The following is a 25,417-nucleotide window of genomic DNA, read 5'->3' as shown; positions in this document are numbered from 1 at the left end:
TTCAGGCAGCGTTTTTTATGGACTGGAAAGCGTCGAGGGCGCGCTGGCGCGCCGCGCCGTGCTCGACCATCGGCCGGGGATAGGTGTCGCCGAGGCGGATGCCGGCTTGCTCGAGCATCTCGCGCGGGGCTGCGTGAGGCTTGTGGATGTATGAGGCGGGCAGGCGGGCGAGCTCCGGCACCCAGCGCCGCACATAGGCGCCGTCGGGGTCGAATGTCTCGCCCTGGCTGGTGGGGTTGAAGATGCGGAAGTAGGGAGCGGCATCGGCGCCCGATCCCGCCACCCACTGCCAACTGGCGGTGTTGTTGGCCGGATCGGCATCGACCAGCGTGTCCCAGAACCAGGCCTCGCCCTGGCGCCAGTCGATCAGCAGATGCTTGATCAGGAAGGAGGCGACGACCATCCGCACCCGGTTGTGCATGTAGCCGGTATGCCAGAGCTCGCGCATGCCGGCATCGACCAGCGGATAGCCGGTTCGCCCCCGCGTCCAGGCGCGGAACCCGTCCGGGTCGTCCCGCCAGGGAAAGGCCTCGAAGCGCGGCTGGAAACTGGCATGGCCGATAGCGGGGAAGTGGAACAGCAGGTGGTAGGAAAACTCCCGCCAGCCGAGCTCGGAGCGGAACTTGTCGAGATGCCGGTCGTCGAAGTCGCCGGCGGCGGCCCGCGCACTGGTCGCAAACCAGACGCGGCGGGGCGAGATTTCGCCGAAGCGCAGATGCGGCGACAGCAGCGAGGTGGCGTCCGCACCGGGTATGTCGCGCTCGCCCGCATAGCGGTGCAGCCGGTCGCCGAGAAAGGCTTCGAGCCGCCGGTGCGCGCCGGCTTCGCCCGGCACCCAGGTGTCGCGCAGGCCGCCGGCCCAGTCGGGGCGCGCGGGCAGGGGCAGCAGCGCGTCGATCTCCTCGCTCTGAAGCACGGGCGGCTCCGGCAAGGGGCGGGAAGGGGCCTTGACGTCTTTCGGCTGCGCCGGGGCGCCGCGCGCAGTCATCGCCCGGAAGAAGGGGGTGAACACCCGATAGGGCTGGCCCGCGCCGGTCAGCACCTCCCAGGGCTCGGCCAGCAGCGCGCCATTGAAGCTTTCGGCGACGAGGCCGTCACCACGCAAGGCCGCCTTCAGCTCCGCGTCGATGGCAATGCCGGCCGCCTCATAACGCCGGTTCCAGACGATATGGGCGGCGCCGGCCTCGGCGAGCACCTCGCGCACGGCCGTCAGCGCCGGGCCTTTGCGCAGGACCAGCGGCACGCCGATCCTCGCAAGGTCCCCGGCAAGCGCTTTCAGCGACAGATTGAGCCACCAGCGCGAGGCCCCGCCCGGCGCGCGCGGCGCATCCGGCCCGCTGTCGAGCACATAGAGGGCGATGACGGGCCGGCCTTCCGCGAGCGCTGCGGCGAGCGCAGGATTGTCGTCAAGGCGCAGGTCCTCGCGGAACCAGACGACAAACGGGGACAGGCTGACCTTCGAGGGCATGGGGCGGAATGTCCGTCTTCAGCGGGTATCTGATCCACTTACGTCCTCTTGTGACTGATGGATCAGCACTTTTGACGGAAATGCGCAGGCCGTGTTCCGGGGCCTGTCCGCGCCTTGCACCGGGCGGGGCGCGGCGCAAACGAAGAACGGCCGCACCCGGGGCGCCGCCGTTCTTCGGATCGCTCATCAATGCTTCAGGCCGATATTTCAGGCCGATGTTTCAGGCCACGTTCTAGGCGCGGAACGGTTCGGTGATCCAGTGCCAGGCAACGACGATGCTGTCCGCCGCCGCGCTGAGGCTAGCGAGGATGGCGCTCCACAGCGCATCACCGAAGGCGGCGATCCGCATCATCGTGGTTGGTTCCGACCGGGGGGTCTCCTCGATGAACTCGATGGTGGTCTGCAGCTCCGGATCGTCGACGACGCGGCGGGTCACCACGAGACGCGCATCGGGGGCGACGCGGGACTGGTCGGTCTTCGCCACGCGGGTCTGGTCATCCTGCGGATCGAGCATGGCGCGGACCACGACGGCGCGGCCGTCCGGCAGCAGATGCGTCTCGTTCTGCGCGACCTCGCTGTCGTAGATGACCTCGCCGTGATCGTCGATCAGCTCGACCCAGACGGTCTTGCGCCCCTGGCGCTCGACCTCGCCGACCCAGATCGCATAGGAGCTTTCCTCGACGGCGCCCTGCGGCGTGCCGAGCGTCACCGACAGCCGGTCCTGCGGCAGGAGAAAGGTCTCGCGGTCGCTCTTCGCCAGCACCGCGTCGGCGGTCTGCGCGCGCAGATCCGCGCCGGCGGACGCCGCAACGAGGGCGATCGCCGCCGCCAGCGCCAGCCCGCTGCGGGCCACGCCGTGCCGCGAAGCCACACTGCGTGACTTTCCTGCAACGATAGTCTTTGCAAGTCCAAACATTCGTCGCCTCCCAAGGCTGGGCGGTCCCGAGTTCTGTGGCCGGTGACCGCCTGAATGTTGCTAAGCTTGAGATTTGGTGTACGACTCCCAAATATTCTAGGCCAAGCGTGCCCCAACGTCTCTCAAACATCCTGACAAAACCGTAACGCGCATCACACAGACGCGGTTCCGTGCGAAACGGTTTTTTTACGGATGCCGGATCCCCTTGGGTAAGCTGCTGAAATCTCGGGAATTTCAAACCGGGCAGGAATGCGGCAGAGACGCGGCCACAAGGTGGCGTGGTAAACGTCACGTTTTCGTGACCGCGTCGGTTCGGAAGGACCGGGTCTAGCTGCCACTGGGCCGGGCGTTGGGGAAGAACAACTGCTGGCCGTCGATCTTGTAGTCGGCGATGACCTGCTGCCCCTCCTCGGAGATCACCCAGTCGACGAACTGCTGGCCGAGATCGGCCTTCACGTTCGGGAGCTTCTCCTTGTTCACCAGACTGATGCCGTACTGGTTGAACATCCTTTCGTCCCCCTCGACGGCGATGCGGTACGCGCCCTTGTTGCCGAAGGAGATCCAGGTGGCGCGGTCGGTCAGCACATAGGCGCCCATGCCGGTGCCGGTGTTGAGCGTCGCACCCATGCCCGAGCCGGTCTCGCGATACCAGCCGCCCGAGGCCGCCGCGACGTCGACCCCGGCCGCCTCCCACAGCGCAAGCTCGGCCTTGTGGGTGCCGCTGTCGTCGCCGCGCGAGGCGAAGGGGGCCTTGGCCTCGGCGATCTTCTTCAGCGCGTCGGTGATGTCGCTGGAGCCGGCGATGCCGGCCGGATCGGCCGGCGGGCCGACGACGACGAAGTCGTTGTACATCACGTCGAAGCGCTTCACGCCGTAGCCGTCGGCGACGAACTTTTCCTCCGCCGGCCTGGCATGAACGAACAGCACGTCGCCATCGCCATTGGCGGCGTTCTTGATCGCCTGGCCGGTGCCGACGGCGACGACGCGCACTTCGATGCCGGTCTTTTCCTGGAACTTCGGCAGCATGAACTCGAACAGGCCCGAGTTCTGCGTCGAAGTGGTCGACTGGACGATGATGAACGTGTCCTGTGCCTGGACGGGCGCGGAAACACCCGCCGCCAGCAGGCCGGCCGCGGCAAGTGTCAGGAACCGGCGACGAAGCATGTTGGACCTCCCTCTTTGTTGATCAGCTTTGCGCGCGCGGTTCGTCGAGGAACAGCCGCCCCTCCAGCCAGGCGCTGGCGGCTTCGGAACGGGGGGACGACAGCACCCGCGCGGCGGGCCCGCTCTCCGCGACCCTGCCGGCATGCAGGAAGACGATGTCGTCCGCCAGCCGCCGGGCCTGGCCGAGGTCGTGGGTCACCATCACCACGGTGACGCCGCGCCGGCTGGCATCGGCGATCAGGGTCTCGATGGCCTGGGTCGAGGCCGGGTCGAGGCTGGCCGTCGGTTCGTCGAGAAACAGCAGTTCGGGATCGCAGGCGAGCGCCCGCGCCAGGGCGAGGCGCTGCTGCTCGCCGCCCGACAGAACCCGCGCCGGGCTGCGGGCCAGATCGGTGAGCCGCGCCTTCTCCAGCGCCTCATTGATGCGCGCCTGACGCATCGCCCCGCGCAGGCCCCGCACCTTCAGCGCGAAGGCGAGATTGGCGATGACCGAGCGGCGCAGCATCACCGGGCGCTGGAACACCATCGCCTGCGCTCGCCGGGCGGTTCTGTCGAGCGGGCCGCCGCGCCAGGCTATCCCACCGGCCGTCGGCGCGATCAACCCGTGCAGCAGGCGCAGCAGCAGGCTCTTGCCGGCGCCGTTGGCGCCCATGACCATCGTCCGGCGGCCTTCGTCGATGCGGATGTCGATGCCGTCGATCAGCCGCTTGCCGCCGATCTCCAGCAGCAGGCCCTGCCCCTCCAGCAGGGCGGGGACGGGTGCCGCGTCAGGGCGCTGGGGGCCCTCCGCTTCGTTTCTGGCCAGGGCCTCACGCATAGGCGGCCCTCGCGGCGGAGGCACGCAGGCCCATGACGGCGGCGTTGACCAGGATGGCGATGACCAGCAGCACCACGCCGAGGGCCAGCGCCAGCTCGAGATTGCCCTTCGAGGTCTCCAGCGCGATCGTCGTCGTCATCACCCGTGTGACGTGGTTGATGTTGCCGCCGACGATCAGCACGGCGCCGACCTCGGCGATCGCCCGGCCGAATCCGGCCAGCGCCACGGTCAGCAGGCTGTAGCGGGCATCCCACAGCAGCGCGGTGATGCGGGCGAGCGGGCCGACATCGAGCGAGCGGAACTGCTCGGCATATTCGCGGTCGAGATCCTCGATCACCTGGCGGGTGAGGGCGGCGACGATCGGCGTCACCAGGATGGTCTGCGCGATCACCATCGCGGTGGGCGTGTAGAGCAGGCCGAGCGGGCCGAGCGGCCCTGAAGCGGAGAGCGCCAGATAGACGACGAGGCCGACCACCACCGGCGGCAGGCCCATCAGCGAATTGAGCAGGACGGTCGCCAGGGTGCGCCCGGGAAAGCGGAAGGCGCCGACCGCGGCGCCGAGCGGCAGGCCGATCACGCAGGCGATCAGCACGGCGGTCACCGTGACGCGCAAGGACAGGGCAATGATGCCCATGAGGCTGGCGTCGCCCGACAGGATCAGTGCGACGGCGTCTCCCAGGACTGCCGTAAAGCTCTGCATTCCTGATTTTCCTCCCTCATAAGGGAAGGAACGCACAAAATCGCCGAAAAATCCACTCCCGATCCCGAGCGTCCGGGTGTGCGACGCGGCGGGAGTGGGCGCGCGGGGGACGCACCGATCTGGCGGAGGCGGCGCCGCCGCCCGCCGTGTCAGCCGGCGCGGCGGGCGGTGAGCGTTGCCCCGCTCTCGCCGCGCAGCAGCAACGCGCCGGTCTCGTCGATCCGCCACTCGCTCAGCTCGGGGAGCGTGTCGAGGAACTTGCGCTCCTGCTCCATCAGCGCCGGGGCGCAGGCCATCATAGTCGAGACGGTGCGCGGGTCGACAGCGATCCGCTCGCCATTGGTGGCAAAGCGCGTGCCGTAGCTGTTGCAGGTGGCCTGCCCGCCGAGCTGGCCCTCGTCGGAAAAGACCAGGGTCACGCGGGAAGCGTCGATGATGCCGCTGCCCGAGATGTCCTCGACCACCCATTCCTCGCCGGGCAGCGCGTCCATGCCCGAGGCAAACTGCGGCACCTCCACTTCGAGGCCGCAGGGCGGCAGTTCCTCTCCGCGCAGCGTGAAGCTGGCCTCCAGCCCCTTGGTCCACAGCACGGTGGCGGGATCGTCCCCGGCCTCGTAGCGCACGCCGCTGGCGGCCGGGGTCTGCTTCAGGGCAAGGGTCTCGTCGCCAAGCTCCAGCACGGCGCTGTCGTCGCGCTGCCGCAGCACGCCGGCGACCTCGCCGCAGGTAAGGTTCACCGTCACCGAGACGGGAAGCTGGCGCAGCAGCAGCACGTCGCCGGCATCCGTTCCGGCCTCGTCCGGTCCGGTGGGCGCGGCCTCGACCGCCACCGGCTGCGACACCCAGCCGGGGCCCTCGCCATCGGCGAGCAGGAGCCGGAGCGCATAGCGCGTGCCGGGCACCAGCCGGTCGCCCTCGGCCTTCAGATAGAAGGGAAGGGGCACCTGCCGGCCTTCGAGCTTTTGCCGCTTCTCCGCCACCAGCCGCACGCTCCCGGCCTCGACGCCGGGCTCGAGCGCCGCCATCTCGCGCAGCTCGACGACCAGCTCCGCGCCGCTGCCGATGGCGATGCGCTCGCGATAGGCCGCCGTACCGACGACCTTGAACACCCAGTCCCCCTCCTGTGCGCCGGCCGGCGGCGGGGCGAGCGCCAGAACCCCGACAACGCCGAGGGTGGCAAGGCCGAGGGTGGCAGGGCCGGGGGTGGCTGGGGTTGTTGCGCGGGGGCTTGCAGTTTGGGCCATTCTGTCCTGCCGTGCTTGCGAAGGGGCGCGTCCTGCATCGGCGCGCCGTCCGGTGGATCCTTTCTCGGCTTAGCGGCGAAAGCAGGGCCGGCGCAACCCCGTGGTGCGGGCGGGGGCTGGAGGCACATGGAGGTATTTGCGCCTGCAGTGGAGCGGTTTTGTTGAAAGCGATTCGAAATGTCCGGCCATGCTCAGAAAATTCGTCAGGTATTCTCGCCGCTTTTCCGTTTTCTGCGCAACTTTACGGAGTGTTCACGCCAGATCCTCCAATCTCGGGAACAGGTAATTCTCGAAACCGGAGGGCGGAATGCGCAAGGGAGCGTTCAATCTGAGTGTCGCGCGCAAGATCGGCGCCACCATGGCCCTGTTGATCGTGGTCTCCGTGGGCGCCAGTCTGTTCGCCCTCGACGCCACTCAGCGGGTTGGCGACAACGGCATTCGGCTGGGCGAGGTCGAGGCGCCGCTGGCCGATGCGGCAATGGAGATCAAGCTCACCGCCACCCGGGCCCATCTCCTGTTGGAGGAGATCATGTCCGGCGACGAGGGGGAGAGCATCGACGAGGTCTGGCGGCTGATCGACGAGGCACGGTTCTATGCCCGCGCCATCCTGGACGGGGGAAGCAACCGCGAGGGAGCTTTCATCGCCACCTCCGATCCGGGGGTGCGCGAGGTCGTGCGGGATGTCGCGGCGAAGATCGACGCGTTGGAGGAGGTCGCGCGCGAGCGCCATGCCGGCCTCGTTTCGGGCGTGGACGGGGGAGCCGGCTCAAAGGCCGACGAGATCTTCGATGCGACGTTCGAGACCCTTATCGAGCGCGCCGACGAGGCGGAGGAACTGCTCAAGGCCTCGATTGCGGCAAGCCTTGCGAACCTGCGTGCCGAAGCCGCGTGGGCGCGCAACGTCAGTCTCGGCGGCGTGGCCGCGATGGTTCTGGTCTTCCTGGCCGGGACCGTCTTCGTGTACCGCTCCGTGACGGTGCGGCTCCGCGATCTCGACCGCGTCGCGCGCGCCTATGCGAACGGCGACACGGATGTGCCGGCGCCGGCCTGGCGCTCGCGCGATGAACTGGGACGCCTGAGCGAGGCGCTGGGCCGGTTCCGCGAAGGCGTGATACGCCAGCGCCAGCTTGCCGAGGAGGCGAGCGAGCAGGAGACCCGCCGGGCCGTCGAGCAACGCGAACTGGAACGGCGCACCGCGCAGTCCTTCCACGAGACGACCCGCGGCTTCTTCGACACTCTGGACGGGGCGGCGGGCGCCCTGATGACGGCCGTCGACACCCTGGAGCAGATGAGCGCGCGCTCGGGCGACCTGTCGGAGCGCACCACCGCCACCTCGCGCCAGGCGTCCGACAATGTCCAGACCGTCGCGGCGGCGGCGGAGGAACTGTCCTCCTCGATCTCGGAGATCGCCCGGCAGGTGACCTCCACCACCGAGGTCGTGTCGCGGGCGAGCGACCACGCGAAGCGCACCAACGAGACGGTGTCGCGGCTTGCTGCCGGCGCGAGCAAGATCGGCGAGGTCGTCTCCTTGATCCAGGCGATCGCCGAGCAGACCAACCTTCTCGCCCTCAACGCCACCATCGAGGCGGCGCGGGCCGGCGAGGCCGGTCGGGGCTTTGCCGTCGTCGCTGCCGAGGTCAAGGAGCTTGCCACCCAGACCTCCAAGGCGACCGAGGAGATCGGCGCCCAGATCGCCGCGATCCAGGCCTCGACCGAGGATGCGGTCCAGGCCATCGGCGAGATCACCCGCACCATGCAGGATGTCGACGGCTTCACCGGATCCATCGCCGAGGCGGTCGACCAGCAGGGCCAGGCAACAGGGGAAATCAGCCAGCACGCGCAGCAGGCCTCGGCCCGCACCGGCGAGGTCGCCGACACGATGGGCGAGATGTCTTCCGCCATCGGCCAGGCCGGCGAAGAGGCGGCCAGGGTGCGCGAACTGTCGCGCACGGTGCACCGCGAGGCGGACAACCTGAGGACCTCGGTGCGCGACTTCATCGCCCGCTTCGACGCGGCATGACGGGGCCGGGCCGAGCCTCCCGCTTCCGCCCTGGCGGAGCTGGCTGGCGGTATTGTTCTCCCTGAGTGAACGATACTGTGAGGGAATGGCGGATTGTAATCATGCCGCGCGCGACGCACATTTCGGTCGATAGATTGCGGGCCCCATGGCCTGCGCCGAGATCTGGAGACAGTCATGCCCGCCATCTCTCTCGACAGCCGGACCGCCGTGCAGGGCGACCGTTTCGACATGGCGGCGGCGCCGCTGCGCGTCGGCCTGGTGACGCTGGCGGTGCGCGACAGCGCGCGCGTCGCTGCGTTCTATCGCGAGGTCCTGGGGCTCGAGGATCTCGGCTCCGACGGCCGTGAGGCGCTGCTCGGCGCCGGCGGGGTGCCCTTGCTGCGCCTGCGCGGCGATGCCGGCCTCGTCCCTGCGTCGCGGTCTGAGGCGGGCCTCTTCCACACCGCCTTCCTGCTGCCCTCGCGCGCCGATCTCGGCCGCTGGCTCGCCTTTGCCGCCGAGCGCGGCCTGCGGCTGCAGGGCGCGTCCGACCACAAGGTCAGCGAGGCGGTCTATCTCGCCGATCCGGAAGGCAACGGCGTCGAGATCTATGCCGACCGCGCGCCGTCCGTCTGGACGGATGCGACCGGCGCGATCGTCATGTCGACCGACCCGCTGGATGCGCCTTCGCTGCTGGCGGAGGCGGCCGGGACGGCGTGGCACGGCGCGCCGGCCGGCACGCTGGTCGGCCATGTGCATCTGCAGGTCGGCGCCACCGACATCGCCGATGCCTTCTATTCGGCGCTGCTCGGCTTCGATATTGCCACCCGCTATCCGGGCGCCAGCTTCTACGGCTCGGGCGGCTATCACCACCAGCTTGCCGGCAACATCTGGAACAGCCGGGGCGCGGGGCCGCGCAAAGCCGGCTGCACCGGCCTTGCCGAACTGCAGATCGTGCTGCGCGAGACGGACCGGCTCGGTGCGATCGCCGATGCCGCCGGCAAGGCCGGGCTGGATGTCGCGGCCGGCGGCGACGGGCTCACCCTTGCCGATCCCTGGGGCACCCGCATCCGCCTGACCGCCGCCTGACCGCTGTCTGACCGTCGCCTGACGACTGGCTGAGGCGGGAGCCGGTCAGGCGCCGCCGCCCGGCGCCTCGATCTCCTCCAGCAGCTTGCGCAGCAAGCCGGCCAGCGTCTCGCGCTCGGCCGGGGCAAGATGCGCGAGATACCGCGCCTCGTTCGCCATATCCGCCCGGAAGGCCTCTTCCGCCAGCGCGCGGCCGGCCGGGGTCAGCACCACTTCGAGGCTGCGCCCGTCGCGCGCGGATTTTTCACGCGCGATCAGCCCGGCCGTCTCCAGCCGCCCGAGCCGGTGCGTCAGCCCGCCGGAGGAGATCATCAGCGTCGAATAGAGCTCGGTCGGCGTCAGCCGGTAGGGCGGGCCGGCGCGGCGCAGGGTCGAGATCACGTCGAACTCGCCGCGGTCGAGCCCGTAGCCCGCGAAGATCTTCTCGATGCTGCCGCCGGCCAGCAGCGTCAGCCTGCGCGCCCGGCCGAGGATCGCCATCGGCTCGGTGTCGAGATCCGGCAGTTCCCGCGCCCATTGCGCCCGCAACCTGTCGATATGATCCGCCATGACATCCCCCACGTCGGGACCCCGCCCGCTGCTCAAGGGCGGCTCCCGGGTTCAGTCTCTCGATATCAAGATAATTATCTTGACGCAAAGACAAATCTTTGGAAGTATCTTCTCGTCAAGATAAATGCGGGAGGGATTGCCATGACAGCCAGTGTTCACGCCTCGGCGCAGGCCTTTGCCGAGGATGCCGGACGGCCCGATATCTCGGTCCGCCGCCATCGCTCGCCGGTTCCGGGCGAAAGCCCGACGGTGCGTTTCGAGGGGAAGGACTACGGCTCGCCGGTGTCCATGTTCATCACCGACAGCGCGCCGGGCACCGGCTCGCAACTGCATGTCCACCCCTATCGGGAGACCTGGGTGGTGCGCAAAGGCGCGGCGGAATTCCTGGTCGGCGACGAGCGGCTGCGCGCCTTTGCCGGCGACATCGTCGTCGCGCCGGCCGATGTGCCGCATCGCTATCTCAACGTGGGGACGGAGCAACTGGAGTTGGTCTGCATCCACCCGTCCGAGACGATCCGCCAGCAGGACCTGTGAAAGGAGACGGGGCATGTCGTCATCCGAAGGCAAGCCGCCGGTGAAGGGGACCGTCAAGGGACCGGCCTCCTATTTCCCGTCCATCGAAAAGAAATACGGCCGCCCCATCGCCGAGTGGAAGGCCCTGATCCGTGCGCAATCCGGCCTCAAGCACATGGAACTCGTCGCCTGGCTGAAGGCGACCCACGGGCTCGGCCACGGGCATGCCAATGCGCTGGTCGCCCATACGCTCGCCGAGGACAGGTGAGGGCGGGCGTCTTGCGCGGCCGGCGGAACCTGTCAGTCTCGCGATCGTGTCCTGCAGCGACAAGGGAACCTGCAGGGCGCTGACCTGGCATGGGGGCCCGCTCCCCAGCGCCGTACTTCGTGAAATGTCGAGGCAAAGCTCATGGACATGTCCACCCTGCCGGCTCTGCTGGGGTTTCTGGCAGCCTGTTTCCTTGCCGCCCTGACCGGCGCGCTGTTCCGCCCCGGTGAATGGTACGAGCGGCTGAAAAAGCCGGCCTGGCGCCCGCCCAACCGGCTGTTCCCGCCGGTCTGGACGGTGCTCTACGTGATGATCGCGGTCTCCGGCTGGCTGGTGTGGCGCGAGGCGGGCTTTGCCGGCGCGGCGCTGCCGCTCGCCCTCTACGGCCTCCAGCTTGTGCTCAACGGCGCCTGGACGCCGCTGTTCTTCGGCCTGCACCGCCCGGATCTCGGCATGATCGACATCGTGCTGGTGTGGCTGTCGATCATCGCGACGATCCTGCTGTTCTGGCCGGTGCACATGCTCGCGGCGCTGCTGCTGGTGCCCTATCTCGCCTGGGTCAGCTTCGCCGTCGCGCTGAACTTCTCGATCTGGCGGCTGAACCGGGAGGAGTGAGGTAAACGCAAGACCTCCGCCGCCCGATCAGGACCGGTCCTTGACCGGGGAGGCGGCCGGGCGTGCGTCCTGCGCACGGATGGTGACGACCCGCGCGCCGGTGACAAACACCAGATAGCCGGCAAGGGACAGGGCGGCCAGCGCGCCGACCGCGAGCCGATAGGCAGCCTCGACGCCGACTTCCGGGGCGAGGGCGGACACCAGGGCGCCGAAGCCCCATTGCCACAGGAACACGCCGACGAACAGCAGCAGGTTGAAGAAGGCGATGGCGCGCCCGGCCTCGGCGGGCTGCGACCTCTGGCCGACGAGCGGATGTGTCACCGAGAGCGGCCAGGCGGCAACGCAGAACAGCGCAAACAGATACCAGTCGGCGCGGGCGCCGAGGGCGGCAATGACGACGAGCAGGACGATGCTGGCCGGCGTCCAGCGCCGCAACACCTGCTCCCCGTCCTCGGCGCTGGCGAGAAATCGCGGCGACAGATAGCCCATGACCAGGAACACGAAGAGCATGATCACGTTGATGTAGAGCAGCTCCAGTGCCGCACCGCGCGGGCTTTCGCCCATGACTTGCGTCAGCCATGGCCCGATCCACAGGGTCTGCACGGCGACGAGGATCGCGTAGTTGAAAAAGCCGAGGGCCCCGATCCGCCAGATATGCGCGGTCCGCACGATCGACGCATAGCCACGCAGGATGCCATGCGGCGGCACCCCGGCGGCCGGGCGATGCCCCGGTGCCTGCAGCGCGACCAGCAGCGCGACGGCCGCGAACAGCCCCCCCAGAACGAGGAATAGCATCGGCCAGCCGAAGCGTGAGGCGAGGCTTTCGGACGGCAGCGTGCCGAGGATCAGCCCGAGCGCTCCGGCCATCAGCATCCACGAGTTGAGCCGCTGCTGCAGCGCCGGCGTCGTCCACAGGCGGGCGGCCGTGAGGGGGGCGATCAGGCAGGCGCTGACGCCGACGCCGGTGAGCAGCCGCGCTCCGAACAGGCCTTCGAAACTGTCCGCGACGGCGAACAGGACGCAGGACAACGCGGCGGTGGCGAGCGAGACCACCAGCACGGCGCGCACGCCGAACCGGTCGAGCAGGGCCCCCATCGGCAGTTGCAGGAACGCGAAAGAGGCGAAATAGGATCCGGCAAGCAAGCCGAGTTCGCCGGCGGACAGGGCGAACTGCTCGGTGAACATGGGGGCGAGCGCGGCGGTGACGCCGCGCAACAGCGAGGACAGCAGGTATCCGGCGGCAAAGATCACCAGGACGGCGGCGCCCAGGTGACCCTTGCTCGCCGCAGGGCGGGTCAGCTCCATACCGTCAGCGGCTCCCTGTCTCCCCGGTAGCCGAGAAAGCCCGAGATCGTCAGGCGGTCGATGCCCTCGCCGGGCAGCACCGCATGCAGCTTGCGCGCATTGAACAGGATCAGGTCGCCATTCTCCGGCTTTGCCGAATAGTTGCAGGGCGGAAGGTTCTCCAGCGGGATCGCATAGTCGTCGCCGCGCTGATCGAGGAACTCCGCGTCCGACAGTTCGTCCTGCCACATCGCCAGTTCGCCGCCCGTCTCGGGGACATCGACATAGATGTTGATGCCGAACTGGCTGATCAGGGACGCGGCCTCCGGCGTGTCGGGGGCATGGCGGCCGAACATGTCGTGGTGAGCCTTGAGGGGAATGCCCGGCTTCATGCAGCGCGACAGGCCGACGAACATCTTGCGGCCGTAGAGCGTCTGCAGCGTGCAGCCGGCGCCCCAGGTCTCGTCCATGACGCAGCGGAATGTGTCCATCGGGCAGGGATAGGGATCGCAGGCCCTGCGCAGCAGGTTGAGATTGTCGAGCGCGGTGGCGAAATAGTGCTCGATGATCTCCGGCTTGCGGCCTGTTTCGAAATAGGACATGCCGATCCGGCCGACCTTGGGAGCGTTGAGATAGTCGCTATAGCCGGTGGACTTCAGTCCTTGCGAGATGGTCCGGCACGCCTCGGCGGAAATGAACTCCGGCACGCGCAGGACCTGGATCTCGTTGCGGATCAGGGCCAGGACGTCGTCCAGCGAGAGGGTGGGGGCGACGCGCACGGGATCGATCGGGGCGGCGGACGAGACATCGGGACGGGCAAGGGTCATGGCGTCAGCTCCAGTAGGTGAGCGGCTGGTCGTCGCCGCGATAGCCGATGAAGAAGGACACGGCCATGCGCGCCGTATCGTGCGGCGAAGCGACCGCGTGGATCTTGCGGGAATCGAAGATCAGCAGGTCGCCCCGTCCGGGCTTGACGATGACGTCGGGCGTCGGCAGGTCCTCGACGGCGATGCCGTATTTGCCCCGGCGCCTGCGGTCGAATTCCTCCGTCGTCATGTTGCGATGCCACATCAGCAGTTCGCCGCCCACTTCGGGGACCTGGAAGTAGATGTTGGCGGCGAACTGGGCGAGCAGCGATTCCGCTTCCTCGATGCCCGGAGCATCCTCGGAGAAGATGTCATGGTGGGCGAGGAACGTCGTGTTCGGCTCCACCATCCGCGACAGGCCGACGAACATCTTGCGGCCGAACAGCGTCTGCAGGTTTGCACCCGCCGGCCAGATCTCGTCGAGAATGCCGCGCAGCGTGTCGAGGGGCGACCCGTACGGCTCGCAGGCCTTGCGGAAATCGTTCAGATGCTCCCGCGCGACCACGAAATAGCGCTCGATCAGTTCGGGCTTGAGCTCGGTCTCGTAGAAGGCCATGCCGATCTTGCGGACCTCCGAGACGTTGATGTAGGGCTCGAAACCGAGGGAGGCCTGCCCCCGAGAGATCAGTTCGCAGGACGGACCGTTCGCAAAGGCCGCAACCCGGATCACGCGGACCTCGCCCCTGGCGAGTGCCTTGAAATGCTCGCTGTTCAGGCCGTACTTGTCGGTATGCAACACATAGGGCAAGCCGCCGGACGCCGGGCTGGCCTCGAAGCGTTCGACTTCAGTGGACAATGCAGTATCCATGTCGCCTCCTCATACTTCGTTGCGTTCTGGTCCGGAGCCTTGCACGTGCAGTCGTGACCAGCAGCCCGGCCAGGTGGCCGGTTGCGTGCCGGAGCATGCGGTTGACTGGTTTTTATGGGTGCAACCTATAGTATGAATGCGCCGCAGAGGCAGCCGCTCCGGCCGCAACTCTGTCGTGCCGCTACGTCACGAATGCAGCAGGGATCCATGCTCGCACCCGAAGTCATCCTGCTCCTGCGGCTGGCCGATCTGGGCACCCTGGCGGCTGTCGCCGAGGAGACGGGGATGACGCCGTCGGGCGTGTCCCGCATGGTGTCGCGCCTGGAGAAGCGCACCGGCATCAAGCTCGTGCACCGCTCGACCCGTCGGCTTGCCTTCACGCCGGAGGGCGCCGTCTTCATCGGCTATGCTCGCCGCATGCTGAAGCTCGCAGAGGCGGCCGAGGTCGACCTGTCGCACCGGCACGGCGAGGTTCGCGGCCATCTGCGCGTCAATTGCGGCACCGCCTTCGCGCGGCACCGGTTGGCGCCGCTGCTGCCGGCGTTCCTGCGCCGGCATCCGGCAGTGACGGTCGGGGTTTCGGTTTCCGACCACCGCATAGATCCGTTCGAGGAGCAGATCGACGTGACGATCCGCGTCGGCCTGCTGGACGACAGCGAGTTGATCGCGGCTCGCCTGGGCACGGTCCGCCGCGTCATCGCCGCAAGCCCCGCCTATCTGGAACGGCGCGGCACACCGACGACCGCCCAGGACCTGGCGAGCCATGACTGTCTGTTGCTGACCGGGTTTCCCGGCCAAGCCTACTGGCCGATGATCGAGCAGGGAGCCGTGGTGCGGACGCCCGTCCGCGGGAGCGTCACCGCGGACAGCGCCGATACGCTGTTGCAGATGGCGATCGAGGGCGTCGGCATCATCCGTCTTGGGGACTTTCTCGGCAGGAAGGCGCTTGCCGAGGGGCAGCTCGTTGAACTGTTCCAAGGACAGCACGACGCGGATCCCAAGCCGATCTCCGCCCTGATGCTTCCTGGCCGCCAGGCCATTCCGCGCGTGCGCGCCTTTGTCGACTTCCTGAAGGAACGCGCGTAGGTCGTGAACTCGTAAGTCCGGCGAGAGACGGCACAGTTATGAATTCACGACCTAAAGCCCATTCGGCCACGGCGATCCGATATCGCCAGGCGAGGCATGTTTTCGGGAAGACTGGAGGATTTTTGGGAAAATAAGGAGGAAGTGGCTCCCCGGGCCGGATTCGAACCAGCGACCAAGCGGTTAACAGCCGCTTGCTCTACCACTGAGCTACCGGGGATCACGAAACACGCGGGGCATCCGCACCGCGTCGGTGGCAGGCGTATAGCAAACTGCGCCGCCGCTTGCCAAGCCCTTTGTCGCAAAACTTTTCCACAGTCGGGGAGCGGGCGAGGGGCGGGGAGCGTGCACCGGCAAGCTGCACCGGCAAGAGCCGCGGGCATCCGGCCGCATCCGCTGTGAGTGGAGCGGGCGCCGCCGCGGAAGCTTCCCGGAGCCGTCCACGCCGCGCCGCTGGACGCCGGCCCCTTCGGCAGGCTATGAGTCGTGATCTTCCGGTCCTTTCTGACGGACGAAGTCCGGTGAAAGGGGAAAGTCGGAATACGGTGGGGGAGGACCCAAGTCGGGCTCCCGAATCCGTAGCTGCCCCCGCAACTGTGAGCGGCGAGCCTTCCTGCATGAACCACTGGGCCTTTCGGTCCGGGAAGGGCAGGGCAAGGCCGCGACCCGCGAGCCAGGAGACGAGCCGGATCACCCGAGCCCCCGTGAAGGGGCCCGGCCCGAAACGTCACGCGCCGTCGGGTGGACGGCAGGAGGCCAGAATGTTCCCGTTGAAGGGCGCCCGCCGCTTCAGCCCTCCCGGCATATCCCGCTGCCGGACGGCTTGCGCGTGAGCGGCGCATCCGATTCGCCAACCGCCCCGGCTCCTGTCGCGGCCCGCACCGTGCTGGTGACGGGCGGCGCGCGCTCGGGCAAGAGCCTTTATGCCGAGGGGCTGGTGCGCGCGTCGGCGCGCGAGTGCGTCTATGTCGCCACCTGCACGCCCCATGACGAGGAGATGCGCCAGCGCATCGACCGCCACCGCGACCAGCGGGGCGAGGGCTGGCGGACCATCGAGGAGCCGCGCGACCTTGCCGGCGTCCTCGCCGCCGAGAGCACGGCGCATCGCGCCATCCTCGTCGACTGCCTGACCCTGTGGCTCAGCAATCTGATTTTCGCCGAGGCCGATCCGGAAGCGGAGACGGCCCGGCTCGCCGGGGCGCTGCGCGCCGCGCCCGGCCCGATCGTTCTCGTCACCAACGAGGTCGGCTCGGGCATCGTGCCCGATAATGCGCTCGCCCGCCGCTTTCGCGACGAGCAGGGTCGCCTCAATCGCCGCATCGCGGAACTCGCCGATGTAGCGGTGCTTGTCGCCGCCGGCCTGCCGCTCGTTCTCAAGCCATCCCACCTCCAGCCGGAGATCCGCCTATGACCGCATCCACGCCCCGCACCGCCGGCAAGATCCCGGCCACCATCGTCACCGGCTTCCTCGGCGCCGGCAAGACGACGCTGCTCGCCAACCTGCTGCGCGAGGCGAAGGGCAAGCGCATCGCCCTCATCGTCAACGAGTTCGGCGACATGGGCTTCGATGGCTCGCTGGTCGACGGCTGCGCCGATCCGGACTGCGCCGCCGAAGAGGTGGTGGAGCTGACCAATGGCTGCATTTGCTGCACCGTCGCCGACGACTTCCTGCCGACGATGGAGATGTTGATCGCCCGCGACGAGGCACCGGACCATATCGTCATCGAGACCTCGGGCCTTGCCCTGCCGCAGCCGCTGGTGCGCGCCTTCTCCTGGCCGAGCGTCAAGACCCGGGTGACAGTCGATGCGGTGGTGACGGTGGTGGATGCCGCAGCCGTCGCGGAAGGGCGTGTGACCGGCGACGAGGCGGCGCTGGCCGCGCAGCGTGCCGCCGACGAGGCGCTGGACCACGACAGCCCGGTGGAGGAACTGTTCGAGGACCAGCTCGTCTGCGCCGATCTGGTGGTGCTGAACAAGGCCGACCTCGTCGACGCGGCAACGCTGGAGCGGGTGCGGGCCGAAGTCGCCGGACGCGTCCGCGCGGCGGTGGAGATCGTCGCGGCGGAAAAGGGCATGCTTGCCGCCGACGTGCTGCTCGGCCGGATGAGCGCCTCGGAAGACGACATGCACGGGCGCGAGAGCCATCACGAGCATCATCACCACGACGATGACGACCACGACCACGACGATCACGATCATGACGACCACGACCACGATCATGACCATCATCATCACGACCACGACGACTTCGTCAGCCATGTGGTCGAGCTCGCCCCGCTCGCCTCGCTGAAGGATCTGGAGGCGCGCGTCGCCGCCGCCATGGCGGTGCCCGGCGTGCTGCGCATCAAGGGCGCGGTCGGGATCGAGGGCAAGGCCGCGCCGGCGATGGTGCAGGCGGTCGGCCCGCGCGTCGAGGCATGGTTCGCGCGCGACGCGCGCGCCCCCGGCCGGGTCGTGGTGATCGGCCTTGCCGGCTTCGACCTCGCCCGCGTCGAGGGTCTGCTCGCCAGCGCGCTCGCCGCCTGATCCATACGGCAGGCCAGATACGGCGACAGCGCAGGAGACGGCATGCATATTCTCGCGGGGCGCAGCGGACGCATCGACCAGGGCGACGAGGCGGTCGATCTCGGCCAGTCGCCGGCCGATGTGGTGGTGCTGTCGGCGGCCGACACGGAACTCGCCTCGCTCGCCTCCGTGGCAGCAGGGGGCGGGGCGGGGCAGCCGAGCCTGCGGCTTGCCAACCTGATGGCCCTGTCGCACCCCTATTCGGTCGACATGTATGCCGAGCAGACGGTGGCGGGCTCGCGGCTCGTCGTGCTGCGCCTGCTCGGAGGGGCGGAATACTGGCCCTATGGCGTCGAGCGGCTGACCGAGGCGGCGCGCGGCCACGGCCTGCATCTGGCGGTGATGCCGGGGGACGACCGCTGGGACGCGGACCTTGCCGCCCGCTCCACGCTGCCGGTCGACGAGGTGAGGTGCCTGTGGCGCTATCTCGCCGAAGGCGGGGCGGAAAACCTTCGCAACTTCCTGCGCTACGCCGCGCATCTTCTGGATGGCGCGAGTGAGCCCGATCCGCCGCGCCCGCTGCCGCGCGCCGGCCTGCTGCTGCCCGGCCGTGCCCACCCGACGCTCGCCGACCTGCGGGCGACCTGGACTGATCCGGCCGCCCCCGTCGCCGCCATCGTCTTCTACAAGGCATTGATGCAGAGCGCGGCGACCGCGCCGGTCGAGGCCCTGTGCACGGCGCTGGCGTGCGAGGGCATCAACCCGCTGCCGGTCTTCGTCTCCTCGCTGAAGGAGGCCGAATCCGCCTCCGTCCTCGCCGCGCTGTTCGCCGAGGCGCCGCCCGCCGTGGTGCTCAACGCCACCGCCTTCGCCGTGTCGAAGGCCGGCGAGGCGCACAGCGGAACGCCGCTCGATGCACCTGGCGTGCCGGTGTTGCAGGTGGTGTTCTCCTCGTCCTCGGAAGAGGGCTGGCGCGACGCCGACCAAGGCCTTTCGATCCGCGATCTCGCCATGCATGTGGTGATGCCGGAGGTGGACGGGCGCATTCTCACCCGCGCCGTCTCCTTCAAGGAGCAGGCGCCGCACGATCCGCTCACCCAGTCGGCGACCATGCGCTTCGTGCCGAAACCCGACCGGGTGGCCTTCGTCGCCGCCCAGGCCGCGCGGATCGCCCGCCTCGCCGCGACCCCGGCGGCGGAGCGCAAGGTGGCGCTGATCCTTGCCAACTATCCCAACAAGGACGGGCGCCTTGCCAATGGCGTCGGCCTCGACACGCCGGCCTCCTGCGCGCGCCTGTTGCAGGCGCTTGCCGCCGAGGGCTACCGCATCGACGGCGCGCCGCAGGGCTCTGCCGAGCTGATGGCGCGGATCAGCGACGGCCCGACCAACGACATCGCTGCCCGCCGCGTGCGCCATGGCGGCGCTGAGCTTTCGCTCGCCGACTATGCCGCCTTCTTCGCCCGGCTGCCGCAGGCGGTGCGCGAGGCGGTCACGGCCCGCTGGGGCGCGGCGCAAGACGATCCGCATGTGGAGGAGGGCGCGTTCCGCCTCGCCGTGACGCGCTTTGGCAATGCGGTCGTCGGCATCCAGCCGGCGCGCGGCTACAACATCGACCCCAAGGCGACCTATCACGACCCGGATCTGGTGCCGCCGCACCACTATTTCGCCTTCTACATCTGGCTGCGCGAGACATTCGGCACCCATGCCGTGGTGCATCTGGGCAAGCACGGCAATCTCGAATGGCTGCCGGGCAAGGCGCTGGCGCTCTCCGAAAACTGTTTCCCGGAAGCGGTGCTCGGGCCGCTGCCCAACATCTATCCCTTCATCGTCAACGATCCGGGCGAGGGGGCACAGGCCAAGCGCCGCACCTCCGCCGTCATCGTCGATCACCTGACGCCGCCGCTGGCGCGGGCCGAAAGCCACGGCGTCGCCGCCGAGCTGGAAGTGCTGCTCGACGAATATTACCTGGCGCAGGGTGTCGATCCGCGCCGGCTGAAGGCGCTGACCCGCGACATTCTCGAGGCGGCGGAACGGCACGGCCTCGACCGCGATATCGGCCTGACCAGCGAGATGGACGAGGAGACGCGGCTCGCCCGGCTCGATGCGCATCTGTGCGACCTGAAGGAGTTGCAGATCCGCGACGGGCTGCACGTTCTGGGTGCTGCACCTGGTGGCGATCTGCTGACCGCGCTCCTGGTGGCGCTGGTGCGGGTGCCGCGCGGCGAGGGGCCGGCGCATGAGGGCATCACCCGGGCGCTTGCCCGCGATCTGGGGCTCGAGGGCTTCGATCCGCTCGCCTGCGCCTACGAACTGCCCTTCGACGGCCCGCGCCCGGTGCTGCTTGAAGAGGTGGCAAGCAGCCCCTGGCGCAGTTGCGGCGACACGGTGGAGCGGCTGGAACTGCTGGCGGCAAAGCTGGTGGAGGAGGGCCGCGCGCCGGATGGCTTTGCCGCCACCGCCGCCGTGCTGGAGGAGATTACGACCCGCATCCGCCCGGCCGTCACTGCTTCGGGGGACGCCGAGACCGCCGGCGTTCTTGCCGGGCTTGCCGGGCGCTTCGTGCCGCCGGGCCCGTCCGGCGCGCCGACGCGCGGGCGCCCCGATGTGCTGCCGACGGGCCGCAATTTCTACTCCGTCGATGTGCGCGCCGTGCCGACCGAGACCTCCTGGCGCATCGGTGCGGCCAGCGCCGAGCGGCTGGTCGAGCGGCATTTCCAGGACGAGGGCGAGTATCCGGCCGCCGTCGTGCTGACCTGCTGGGGCACGGCCAACATGCGCACCGGCGGCGACGACATCGCCCAGGCGCTGGCGCTGATCGGCGCCCGGCCGAAATGGGAGGCGGGCTCGGGCCGCGTCACCGGCTTCGACATTCTGTCGCTCGCCGAGCTCGGCCGGCCGCGCGTCGACGTGACGCTGCGCATCTCCGGCTTCTTCCGCGATGCCTTCCCGCATCAGGTCGACCTGTTCCAGTCGGCGGTCGCCGCCATCGCCGCGCTGGAGGAGCCGCAGGACGCCAATCCGCTCGCCGCGCGCGCCCGCAAGGAAGCCGCCCGGCTGGAGGCGGACGGCCTTGCGCCGGAAAAGGCCCGCCGGCAGGCGCTCTACCGCGTCTTCGGCTCGAAGCCCGGTGCCTATGGCGCCGGCCTGCAGGCCTTGATCGACGAGCGGCTCTGGGAGGCCCGCGCGGACTTCGCCGACGCGTTCCTCGCCTGGGGCTCCTACGCCTATGGCGGCGGGGCGAAGGGCGAGGGCGCGCGCGCCAGCCTGACCGCGCGCCTGTCGCAGGTCGACGCGGTGCTGCACAACCAGGACAACCGCGAGCACGACCTGCTCGACAGCGACGACTACTACCAGTTCGAGGGCGGGCTCGCCGCGACGGTGGAAACGCTGAAGGGCACGGCGCCGAAGGTCTATCACAACGACCATTCGCGCCCCGAGCGCCCGGTGATCCGCACCCTGTCGGAGGAGATCGGCCGGGTGGTGCGGGCGCGCGCCGCCAATCCGAAGTGGATCGCCGGCGTCATGCGCCACGGCTACAAGGGCGCGTTCGAGATCGCCGCGACGGTGGACTATCTCTTCGCCTTTGCCGCCACCACCAATGCGGTGGGCGACCATCACTTCGACCAGCTCTATGATGCCTATCTGGACGACGGCGAGGTCCGCGCCTTCTTGGGCGAGGCCAATCCGAAGGCGCTGGAGGAAATCGAGGCGCGCTTCCGCGAGGCGGTCGAGCGCGACCTGTGGCGGCCGCGGCGCAATTCGGTGCGCGCTGCCTTGAATATCGAGGCCCCGCAGGGGCAGGAAAGGGAGACGACCTCGTGAGCGACAAGAAGGCCGAAATGAGCGAAGAGGAGCTCAACGCCCGCCACGCCGAGAAGATGCGCAAGAAGAAGGCCGCGCGCGACAAGATCATGGCGACCAAGACCATCGAGAAGGGGCTCCTGATCGTCCATACCGGCAAGGGCAAGGGCAAGTCGACGGCCGGTTTCGGCATGGTGTTCCGCTCGCTCGGCCACGGCCACAAGGTCGCCGTGGTGCAGTTCGTCAAGGGCCGCATCGAGACCGGCGAGCGCATGGCGCTGGAACGCTTCTCCGACCTCGTCACCATCAAGCGCATGGGCGAGGGCTTCACCTGGGAGACCCAGGACCGCCAGCGCGACATCGATGCCGCCCGCGCCGCCTGGGAGGCAGCCAAGGACCTGATCCGCTCGCGCGAGCATCGCCTCGTCCTATGCGACGAGCTGAACATCGTGCTGCGCTACGACTACCTGCCGATCGAGGAAGTCGTCGCCTTCCTGCGCGACGAGAAGCCGGAGGACGTGCATGTCGTCATCACCGGCCGCAACGCCAAGGACGAGCTGATCGAGATCGCCGACCTCGTCACCGAGATGGAGCAGGTCAAGCACCCGTTCCGCTCCGGCGTGAAGCCGCAGGAGGGAATCGAGTTCTGATGGCGGCAGGCCGCCGCATCCCCGCCCTGATGATCCAGGGCACCGGCTCGAATGTCGGCAAGAGCCTCGTCGTGGCAGGGCTCTGCCGGCTGTTCGCCGATCGCGGGCTGAAGGTGCGGCCGTTCAAGCCGCAGAACATGTCGAACAACGCGGCCGTGACCAGTGACGGCGGCGAGATCGGCCGGGCGCAGGGGCTGCAGGCGATGGCCGCGCGCGTGCCGCTTTCGGTGCACATGAACCCGGTGCTCCTGAAGCCCGAGACGGATGTGGGGGCGCAGGTCATCGTGCAGGGCAAGCGCGCCGGAACGATGCGCGCGCGCGAATACGGCAGCCGCAAGGCCGAGCTCCTGCCGAAGGTGCTGGAGAGTTTCGACCGGCTCAGCGAGGGCGCGGACCTCGTTCTGGTGGAAGGGGCGGGCAGCCCGGCGGAGATCAACCTGCGCGCCGGCGACATCGCCAATATGGGGTTTGCCGAGGCGGTGGATATCCCCGTCGCCCTGTGCGGCGATATCGACCGCGGCGGAGTGATCGCGAGCCTCGTCGGCACCCATGCGATCCTGCCGGAGGCGGAGCGGAGCCGCATCAAGGCCTTTCTGGTCAATCGCTTCCGCGGGGATGTGTCGCTGTTCGATGAAGGCGTGCGGGAGATCGCCGCGCGCACCGGATGGCGCCCGCTCGGCGTGGTGCCATGGTTTGCCGATGCTCACCGCCTGCCGGCGGAGGATGCGCTGGCGCTGGAGGAAAGCGACGGCGACGGCTCGGTGAAGATCGCCGTGCCGGTGATCAGCCGCATCGCCAATTTCGACGATCTCGATCCGCTGCGGCTGGAGCCGGGCGTGACGCTGGAGCTGGTCGGGCCGGGCCGGCCGCTGCCGGGCGATGCCGATCTCGTGTTGCTGCCCGGGTCCAAGTCGACGGTCGGGGATCTCGCCTTCTTCCGCGCGCAGGGCTGGGACATCGATCTGGCCGCCCATGTGCGGCGCGGCGGGCGCGTCATGGGCGTGTGCGGCGGCTACCAGATGCTGGGGCGGACGATCAGCGATCCCGACGGCATCGAGGGCACGCCCGGCACCGTCGACGGGCTTGGCCTGCTCGACGTCGACACGGTGCTGACAGTCGACAAGCGCCTTGTCGAGGTGACGGGCCGCCATGCGGCGAGCGGGACAGCGCTCTCCGGCTACGAGATCCATATCGGCCGCACGCAAGGGCCGGACACCGCGAGGCCCTTCGCGCTATTGGGCGAACAGGGCGAGCCGGACGGTGCGGTCTCGGCAAACGGGCGCATCGCCGGCACCTATGTGCACGGGCTGTTTGCGTCGGACACGTTCCGCGCCGGCCTGCTGGCGGAACTGGGCAGCGGCTCCACCCGCGCCTATGAGGGCGAGATCGACCGCACGCTCGACGCGCTGGCCGCGCATCTGGAGGCCTCGCTCGACATCGGGGCGCTGCTGGAGATCGCCCGCGCGCGGTGAACCTACCCGCCGGCGCGCCGCCAGATCAGCAACTGGTTGTTCGCCGGCATCGCGAGGTCTTCCAGCAGGGTCAGCCCCTGCGCTTGCGCCAACTCGTCGAGCGCCTCGAAATCGCGAATGCCGCTCAGCGGGTCGCGCGCCCGCAACTGCGCGTCGAATTCGGCGTTGCTCTTTGTGGTGAAGGCGCCGCGATATTTCATCGGCCCGTAGACGCAGCACAGGCCGCCCGGCGCCAGCACCTCGCCGATACGGGCAAAGAACTGCCCGACATGGGCGAAGGACATGATGTGCAGCGTGTTCGCCGTGAAGACCGCGTCGAAGGCATCGGGCGCATCAGTCGCCGGCAGCGGCCAGGGCGCGGCGGCGACATCGAGGGCGAGCGGCGGCGGCGTGCGGACAGTCCCCTCGGCCTCCAGTCGCGCCGCAACTCCCTCGACGGCACCGGGCAACTCGCTGCACTGCCAGACAAGCTGCGGCAGGGCCGCAGACATGTGCACCGCGTGCTGGCCGGTGCCGCTGCCGATCTCCAACACGCGCCGGCAGCGGGCGAGGTGGGAACGGAGCCCCGCCAGGATCGCGTCCTTGTTGCGCTCGGCGGAGGGGGCGAAGGGAAGCATTGCGGCCCTCACAGGAACAGCGGGACGAGCGCGATGGCCGCGACCGCAACGGCCTGCAGCACCATCGCCTGGCGGAACACTTTCAGCGCCCTGGAAATGTCGCCGGCGGTGGCCTCGCGCCGGCCGCCTTCGTTCATGAACGGATCGTCGACCCTATAGCCGGGATAGGCGCGCGGGCCGGCCAGCGCCAGCCCGAGCACGGCGGCCATCGCCGCCTCCGGCCAGCCGGCATTGGGCGAGCGGTGCTTCGGCGCGTCCCGGCGCATCACCGCAAGGCTTTCCTTGAGGCTGCGGCCGTTCAGCGGCGAGGTCAGCGCCATGGCGAGCCCGCACAGGCGGGCGGCCGGCCAGTTCACCAGATCGTCGAAGCGGGCCGAGGCCCAGCCGAAGGCCTCGTGCCGCTCGGTCCGGTGGCCGATCATCGAATCCGCCGTGTTCACCGCCTTGTAGGCGATGAGGCCGGGCAGGCCGAGCAGCAGGAACCAGAAGGCCGGCGCGGTCACCCCGTCGGCGGCGTTCTCGGCGCAAGATTCGATGGCCGCGCGGGCAACGCCGGCCTCGTCGAGCTGTTGCGGATCGCGGCCGACGATCATCGCCACCGCCCGGCGGCCGCCGGCAAGCCCGTCCTCCAGCAGGCCGTCGCGCACCGCCGCCACATGCTCGTAGAGGCTCTTCTGGGCGATGAAGACGGCCGCGATCACGGCAACGCCGATCTCGCCGAAGGGCAATGCGCGCAGGATCACCTCGATCAGCACGCCGACCAGCAGCGAGCAGGCGACAAGGCTGGCGAGGAACACCGCGCCATAGATCTTGCGCGCGCGGGGCGAGGCGGCGGGATCATTGAAATCCTGGTCGGCGATCTCGATCACCTTGCCGATCAGCACCACCGGATGCGGCACCGCTGCCCATAGCCGGCGCGGATCGCCGACGAGCGCATCGAGCACCAATGCCAGCAGCAGCAGGAAGGCGGTGTCGGTGAAGAGCAGCAT

At 69.0% G+C, this 25,417-nt stretch carries 23 protein-coding genes, 1 tRNA gene and 1 riboswitch; of the genes, 11 read left to right on the top strand and 13 right to left on the bottom strand.

What is annotated here, in order from left to right; all coding sequences use genetic code 11:
- Position 1: 1 nt before the first annotated feature.
- From TSB10P1A_RS20745 to TSB10P1A_RS20720, 6 genes are all read right to left on the bottom strand, one after another.
- Complete coding sequence (locus TSB10P1A_RS20745; RefSeq protein ID WP_186389841.1) at positions 2 to 1,468, bottom strand: deoxyribodipyrimidine photo-lyase; 1,467 nt, start codon at positions 1,466 to 1,468, stop codon at positions 2 to 4.
- A gap of 232 nt (positions 1,469 to 1,700) precedes the next feature.
- Positions 1,701 to 2,339 (bottom strand): hypothetical protein, encoded by a 639-nt coding sequence (locus tag TSB10P1A_RS20740; RefSeq protein WP_208987164.1) that lies wholly within the window; start codon positions 2,337 to 2,339, stop codon positions 1,701 to 1,703.
- A gap of 372 nt (positions 2,340 to 2,711) precedes the next feature.
- Entirely contained in the window at positions 2,712 to 3,548 is an 837-nt protein-coding gene (locus TSB10P1A_RS20735) for an extracellular solute-binding protein (protein WP_186389840.1), read from the bottom strand.
- 22 nt (positions 3,549 to 3,570) lie between these two features.
- Positions 3,571 to 4,365, bottom strand: a complete 795-nt coding sequence (locus TSB10P1A_RS20730) for an ATP-binding cassette domain-containing protein (RefSeq protein WP_186389839.1) — start codon at positions 4,363 to 4,365, stop codon at positions 3,571 to 3,573.
- Positions 4,358 to 5,065 (bottom strand): ABC transporter permease, encoded by a 708-nt coding sequence (locus tag TSB10P1A_RS20725; protein ID WP_186389838.1) that lies wholly within the window; start codon positions 5,063 to 5,065, stop codon positions 4,358 to 4,360. The genes TSB10P1A_RS20730 and TSB10P1A_RS20725 overlap by 8 nt, the downstream gene beginning before the upstream one ends.
- A gap of 149 nt (positions 5,066 to 5,214) precedes the next feature.
- Positions 5,215 to 6,309, bottom strand: coding sequence for an META domain-containing protein (locus TSB10P1A_RS20720; RefSeq protein WP_186389837.1), 1,095 nt, complete (start codon positions 6,307 to 6,309; stop codon positions 5,215 to 5,217).
- Between the two features lie 307 nt (positions 6,310 to 6,616).
- Here TSB10P1A_RS20720 and TSB10P1A_RS23940 point away from each other — a divergent pair, with 307 nt between their 5' ends.
- Both TSB10P1A_RS23940 and TSB10P1A_RS20710 read left to right on the top strand, forming a co-directional pair.
- Complete coding sequence (locus TSB10P1A_RS23940) at positions 6,617 to 8,329, top strand: methyl-accepting chemotaxis protein (RefSeq protein WP_186389836.1); 1,713 nt, start codon at positions 6,617 to 6,619, stop codon at positions 8,327 to 8,329.
- Between the two features lie 174 nt (positions 8,330 to 8,503).
- Positions 8,504 to 9,397, top strand: coding sequence for a VOC family protein (locus tag TSB10P1A_RS20710; protein WP_186389835.1), 894 nt, complete (start codon positions 8,504 to 8,506; stop codon positions 9,395 to 9,397).
- A 45-nt stretch (positions 9,398 to 9,442) separates the two neighbouring features.
- Here the strand turns inward: TSB10P1A_RS20710 and TSB10P1A_RS20705 are convergent, their stop codons facing one another.
- Entirely contained in the window at positions 9,443 to 9,946 is a 504-nt protein-coding gene (locus tag TSB10P1A_RS20705) for a MarR family winged helix-turn-helix transcriptional regulator (RefSeq protein WP_186390094.1), read from the bottom strand.
- A gap of 141 nt (positions 9,947 to 10,087) precedes the next feature.
- On the opposite strand from TSB10P1A_RS20705, the gene TSB10P1A_RS20700 reads away from it, so the two are divergent.
- From TSB10P1A_RS20700 to TSB10P1A_RS20690, 3 genes are all read left to right on the top strand, one after another.
- Complete coding sequence (locus TSB10P1A_RS20700; RefSeq protein ID WP_186389834.1) at positions 10,088 to 10,480, top strand: cupin domain-containing protein; 393 nt, start codon at positions 10,088 to 10,090, stop codon at positions 10,478 to 10,480.
- A gap of 13 nt (positions 10,481 to 10,493) precedes the next feature.
- Positions 10,494 to 10,727: a DUF4287 domain-containing protein gene (locus TSB10P1A_RS20695; protein ID WP_186389833.1), complete on the top strand. Its 234-nt coding sequence runs from the start codon at positions 10,494 to 10,496 to the stop codon at positions 10,725 to 10,727.
- 141 nt (positions 10,728 to 10,868) lie between these two features.
- Positions 10,869 to 11,342, top strand: a complete 474-nt coding sequence (locus tag TSB10P1A_RS20690; RefSeq protein WP_186389832.1) for a TspO/MBR family protein — start codon at positions 10,869 to 10,871, stop codon at positions 11,340 to 11,342.
- 27 nt (positions 11,343 to 11,369) lie between these two features.
- Here TSB10P1A_RS20690 and TSB10P1A_RS20685 read toward each other — a convergent pair whose 3' ends face one another.
- The 3 genes from TSB10P1A_RS20685 to TSB10P1A_RS20675 are packed head-to-tail and all read right to left on the bottom strand — an operon-like array spanning position 11,370 to position 14,300.
- Positions 11,370 to 12,647 (bottom strand): MFS transporter, encoded by a 1,278-nt coding sequence (locus tag TSB10P1A_RS20685; protein WP_186389831.1) that lies wholly within the window; start codon positions 12,645 to 12,647, stop codon positions 11,370 to 11,372.
- The gene (locus TSB10P1A_RS20680; RefSeq protein WP_186389830.1) at positions 12,638 to 13,453 is read right to left on the bottom strand and encodes a 2OG-Fe(II) oxygenase; all 816 of its coding nucleotides are present in this window, start codon (positions 13,451 to 13,453) and stop codon (positions 12,638 to 12,640) included. The genes TSB10P1A_RS20685 and TSB10P1A_RS20680 overlap by 10 nt, the downstream gene beginning before the upstream one ends.
- A gap of 4 nt (positions 13,454 to 13,457) precedes the next feature.
- Entirely contained in the window at positions 13,458 to 14,300 is an 843-nt protein-coding gene (locus tag TSB10P1A_RS20675) for a 2OG-Fe(II) oxygenase (RefSeq protein ID WP_186389829.1), read from the bottom strand.
- 207 nt (positions 14,301 to 14,507) lie between these two features.
- Between TSB10P1A_RS20675 and TSB10P1A_RS20670 the strand changes: the two genes are divergently transcribed.
- Positions 14,508 to 15,386 carry a LysR family transcriptional regulator gene (locus TSB10P1A_RS20670; protein ID WP_186389828.1) on the top strand — a complete coding sequence of 293 codons (879 nt, stop codon included), beginning with the start codon at positions 14,508 to 14,510 and terminating at the stop codon, positions 15,384 to 15,386.
- A 142-nt stretch (positions 15,387 to 15,528) separates the two neighbouring features.
- Here the strand turns inward: TSB10P1A_RS20670 and TSB10P1A_RS20665 are convergent.
- Positions 15,529 to 15,603 (bottom strand) — tRNA-Asn (locus TSB10P1A_RS20665).
- 258 nt (positions 15,604 to 15,861) lie between these two features.
- Positions 15,862 to 16,088, top strand: a riboswitch (cobalamin riboswitch).
- A 124-nt stretch (positions 16,089 to 16,212) separates the two neighbouring features.
- Between TSB10P1A_RS20665 and cobU the strand changes: the two genes are divergently transcribed.
- Genes cobU through TSB10P1A_RS20640 form a run of 5 tightly spaced genes read left to right on the top strand, consistent with a single transcriptional unit; the run spans position 16,213 to position 23,811 of the window.
- A complete protein-coding gene (gene cobU, locus TSB10P1A_RS20660) occupies positions 16,213 to 16,794 on the top strand; it encodes a bifunctional adenosylcobinamide kinase/adenosylcobinamide-phosphate guanylyltransferase (protein ID WP_186389827.1) in 582 nt (193 codons plus the stop codon).
- The gene (gene cobW, locus TSB10P1A_RS20655) at positions 16,791 to 17,909 is read left to right on the top strand and encodes a cobalamin biosynthesis protein CobW (protein ID WP_186389826.1); all 1,119 of its coding nucleotides are present in this window, start codon (positions 16,791 to 16,793) and stop codon (positions 17,907 to 17,909) included. The genes cobU and cobW overlap by 4 nt, the downstream gene beginning before the upstream one ends.
- A gap of 42 nt (positions 17,910 to 17,951) precedes the next feature.
- Complete coding sequence (cobN, locus tag TSB10P1A_RS20650) at positions 17,952 to 21,710, top strand: cobaltochelatase subunit CobN (protein ID WP_186389825.1); 3,759 nt, start codon at positions 17,952 to 17,954, stop codon at positions 21,708 to 21,710.
- 17 nt (positions 21,711 to 21,727) lie between these two features.
- The gene (gene cobO, locus TSB10P1A_RS20645) at positions 21,728 to 22,339 is read left to right on the top strand and encodes a cob(I)yrinic acid a,c-diamide adenosyltransferase (RefSeq protein WP_067222724.1); all 612 of its coding nucleotides are present in this window, start codon (positions 21,728 to 21,730) and stop codon (positions 22,337 to 22,339) included.
- A complete protein-coding gene (locus TSB10P1A_RS20640) occupies positions 22,339 to 23,811 on the top strand; it encodes a cobyric acid synthase (RefSeq protein WP_244293197.1) in 1,473 nt (490 codons plus the stop codon). The genes cobO and TSB10P1A_RS20640 overlap by 1 nt, the downstream gene beginning before the upstream one ends.
- A gap of 2 nt (positions 23,812 to 23,813) precedes the next feature.
- On the opposite strand, the gene TSB10P1A_RS20635 is transcribed toward TSB10P1A_RS20640, so the two are convergent.
- Both TSB10P1A_RS20635 and cbiB read right to left on the bottom strand, forming a co-directional pair.
- A complete protein-coding gene (locus TSB10P1A_RS20635; protein WP_186389824.1) occupies positions 23,814 to 24,428 on the bottom strand; it encodes a DUF938 domain-containing protein in 615 nt (204 codons plus the stop codon).
- 8 nt (positions 24,429 to 24,436) lie between these two features.
- The gene (cbiB, locus tag TSB10P1A_RS20630; protein ID WP_186389823.1) at positions 24,437 to 25,417 is read right to left on the bottom strand and encodes an adenosylcobinamide-phosphate synthase CbiB; all 981 of its coding nucleotides are present in this window, start codon (positions 25,415 to 25,417) and stop codon (positions 24,437 to 24,439) included.

Source organism: Stappia sp. TSB10P1A, from assembly GCF_900185725.1.
Taxonomy (GTDB): Bacteria; Pseudomonadota; Alphaproteobacteria; order Rhizobiales; family Stappiaceae; genus Stappia.
This window is presented reverse-complemented; position numbering and strand designations above follow the sequence as displayed.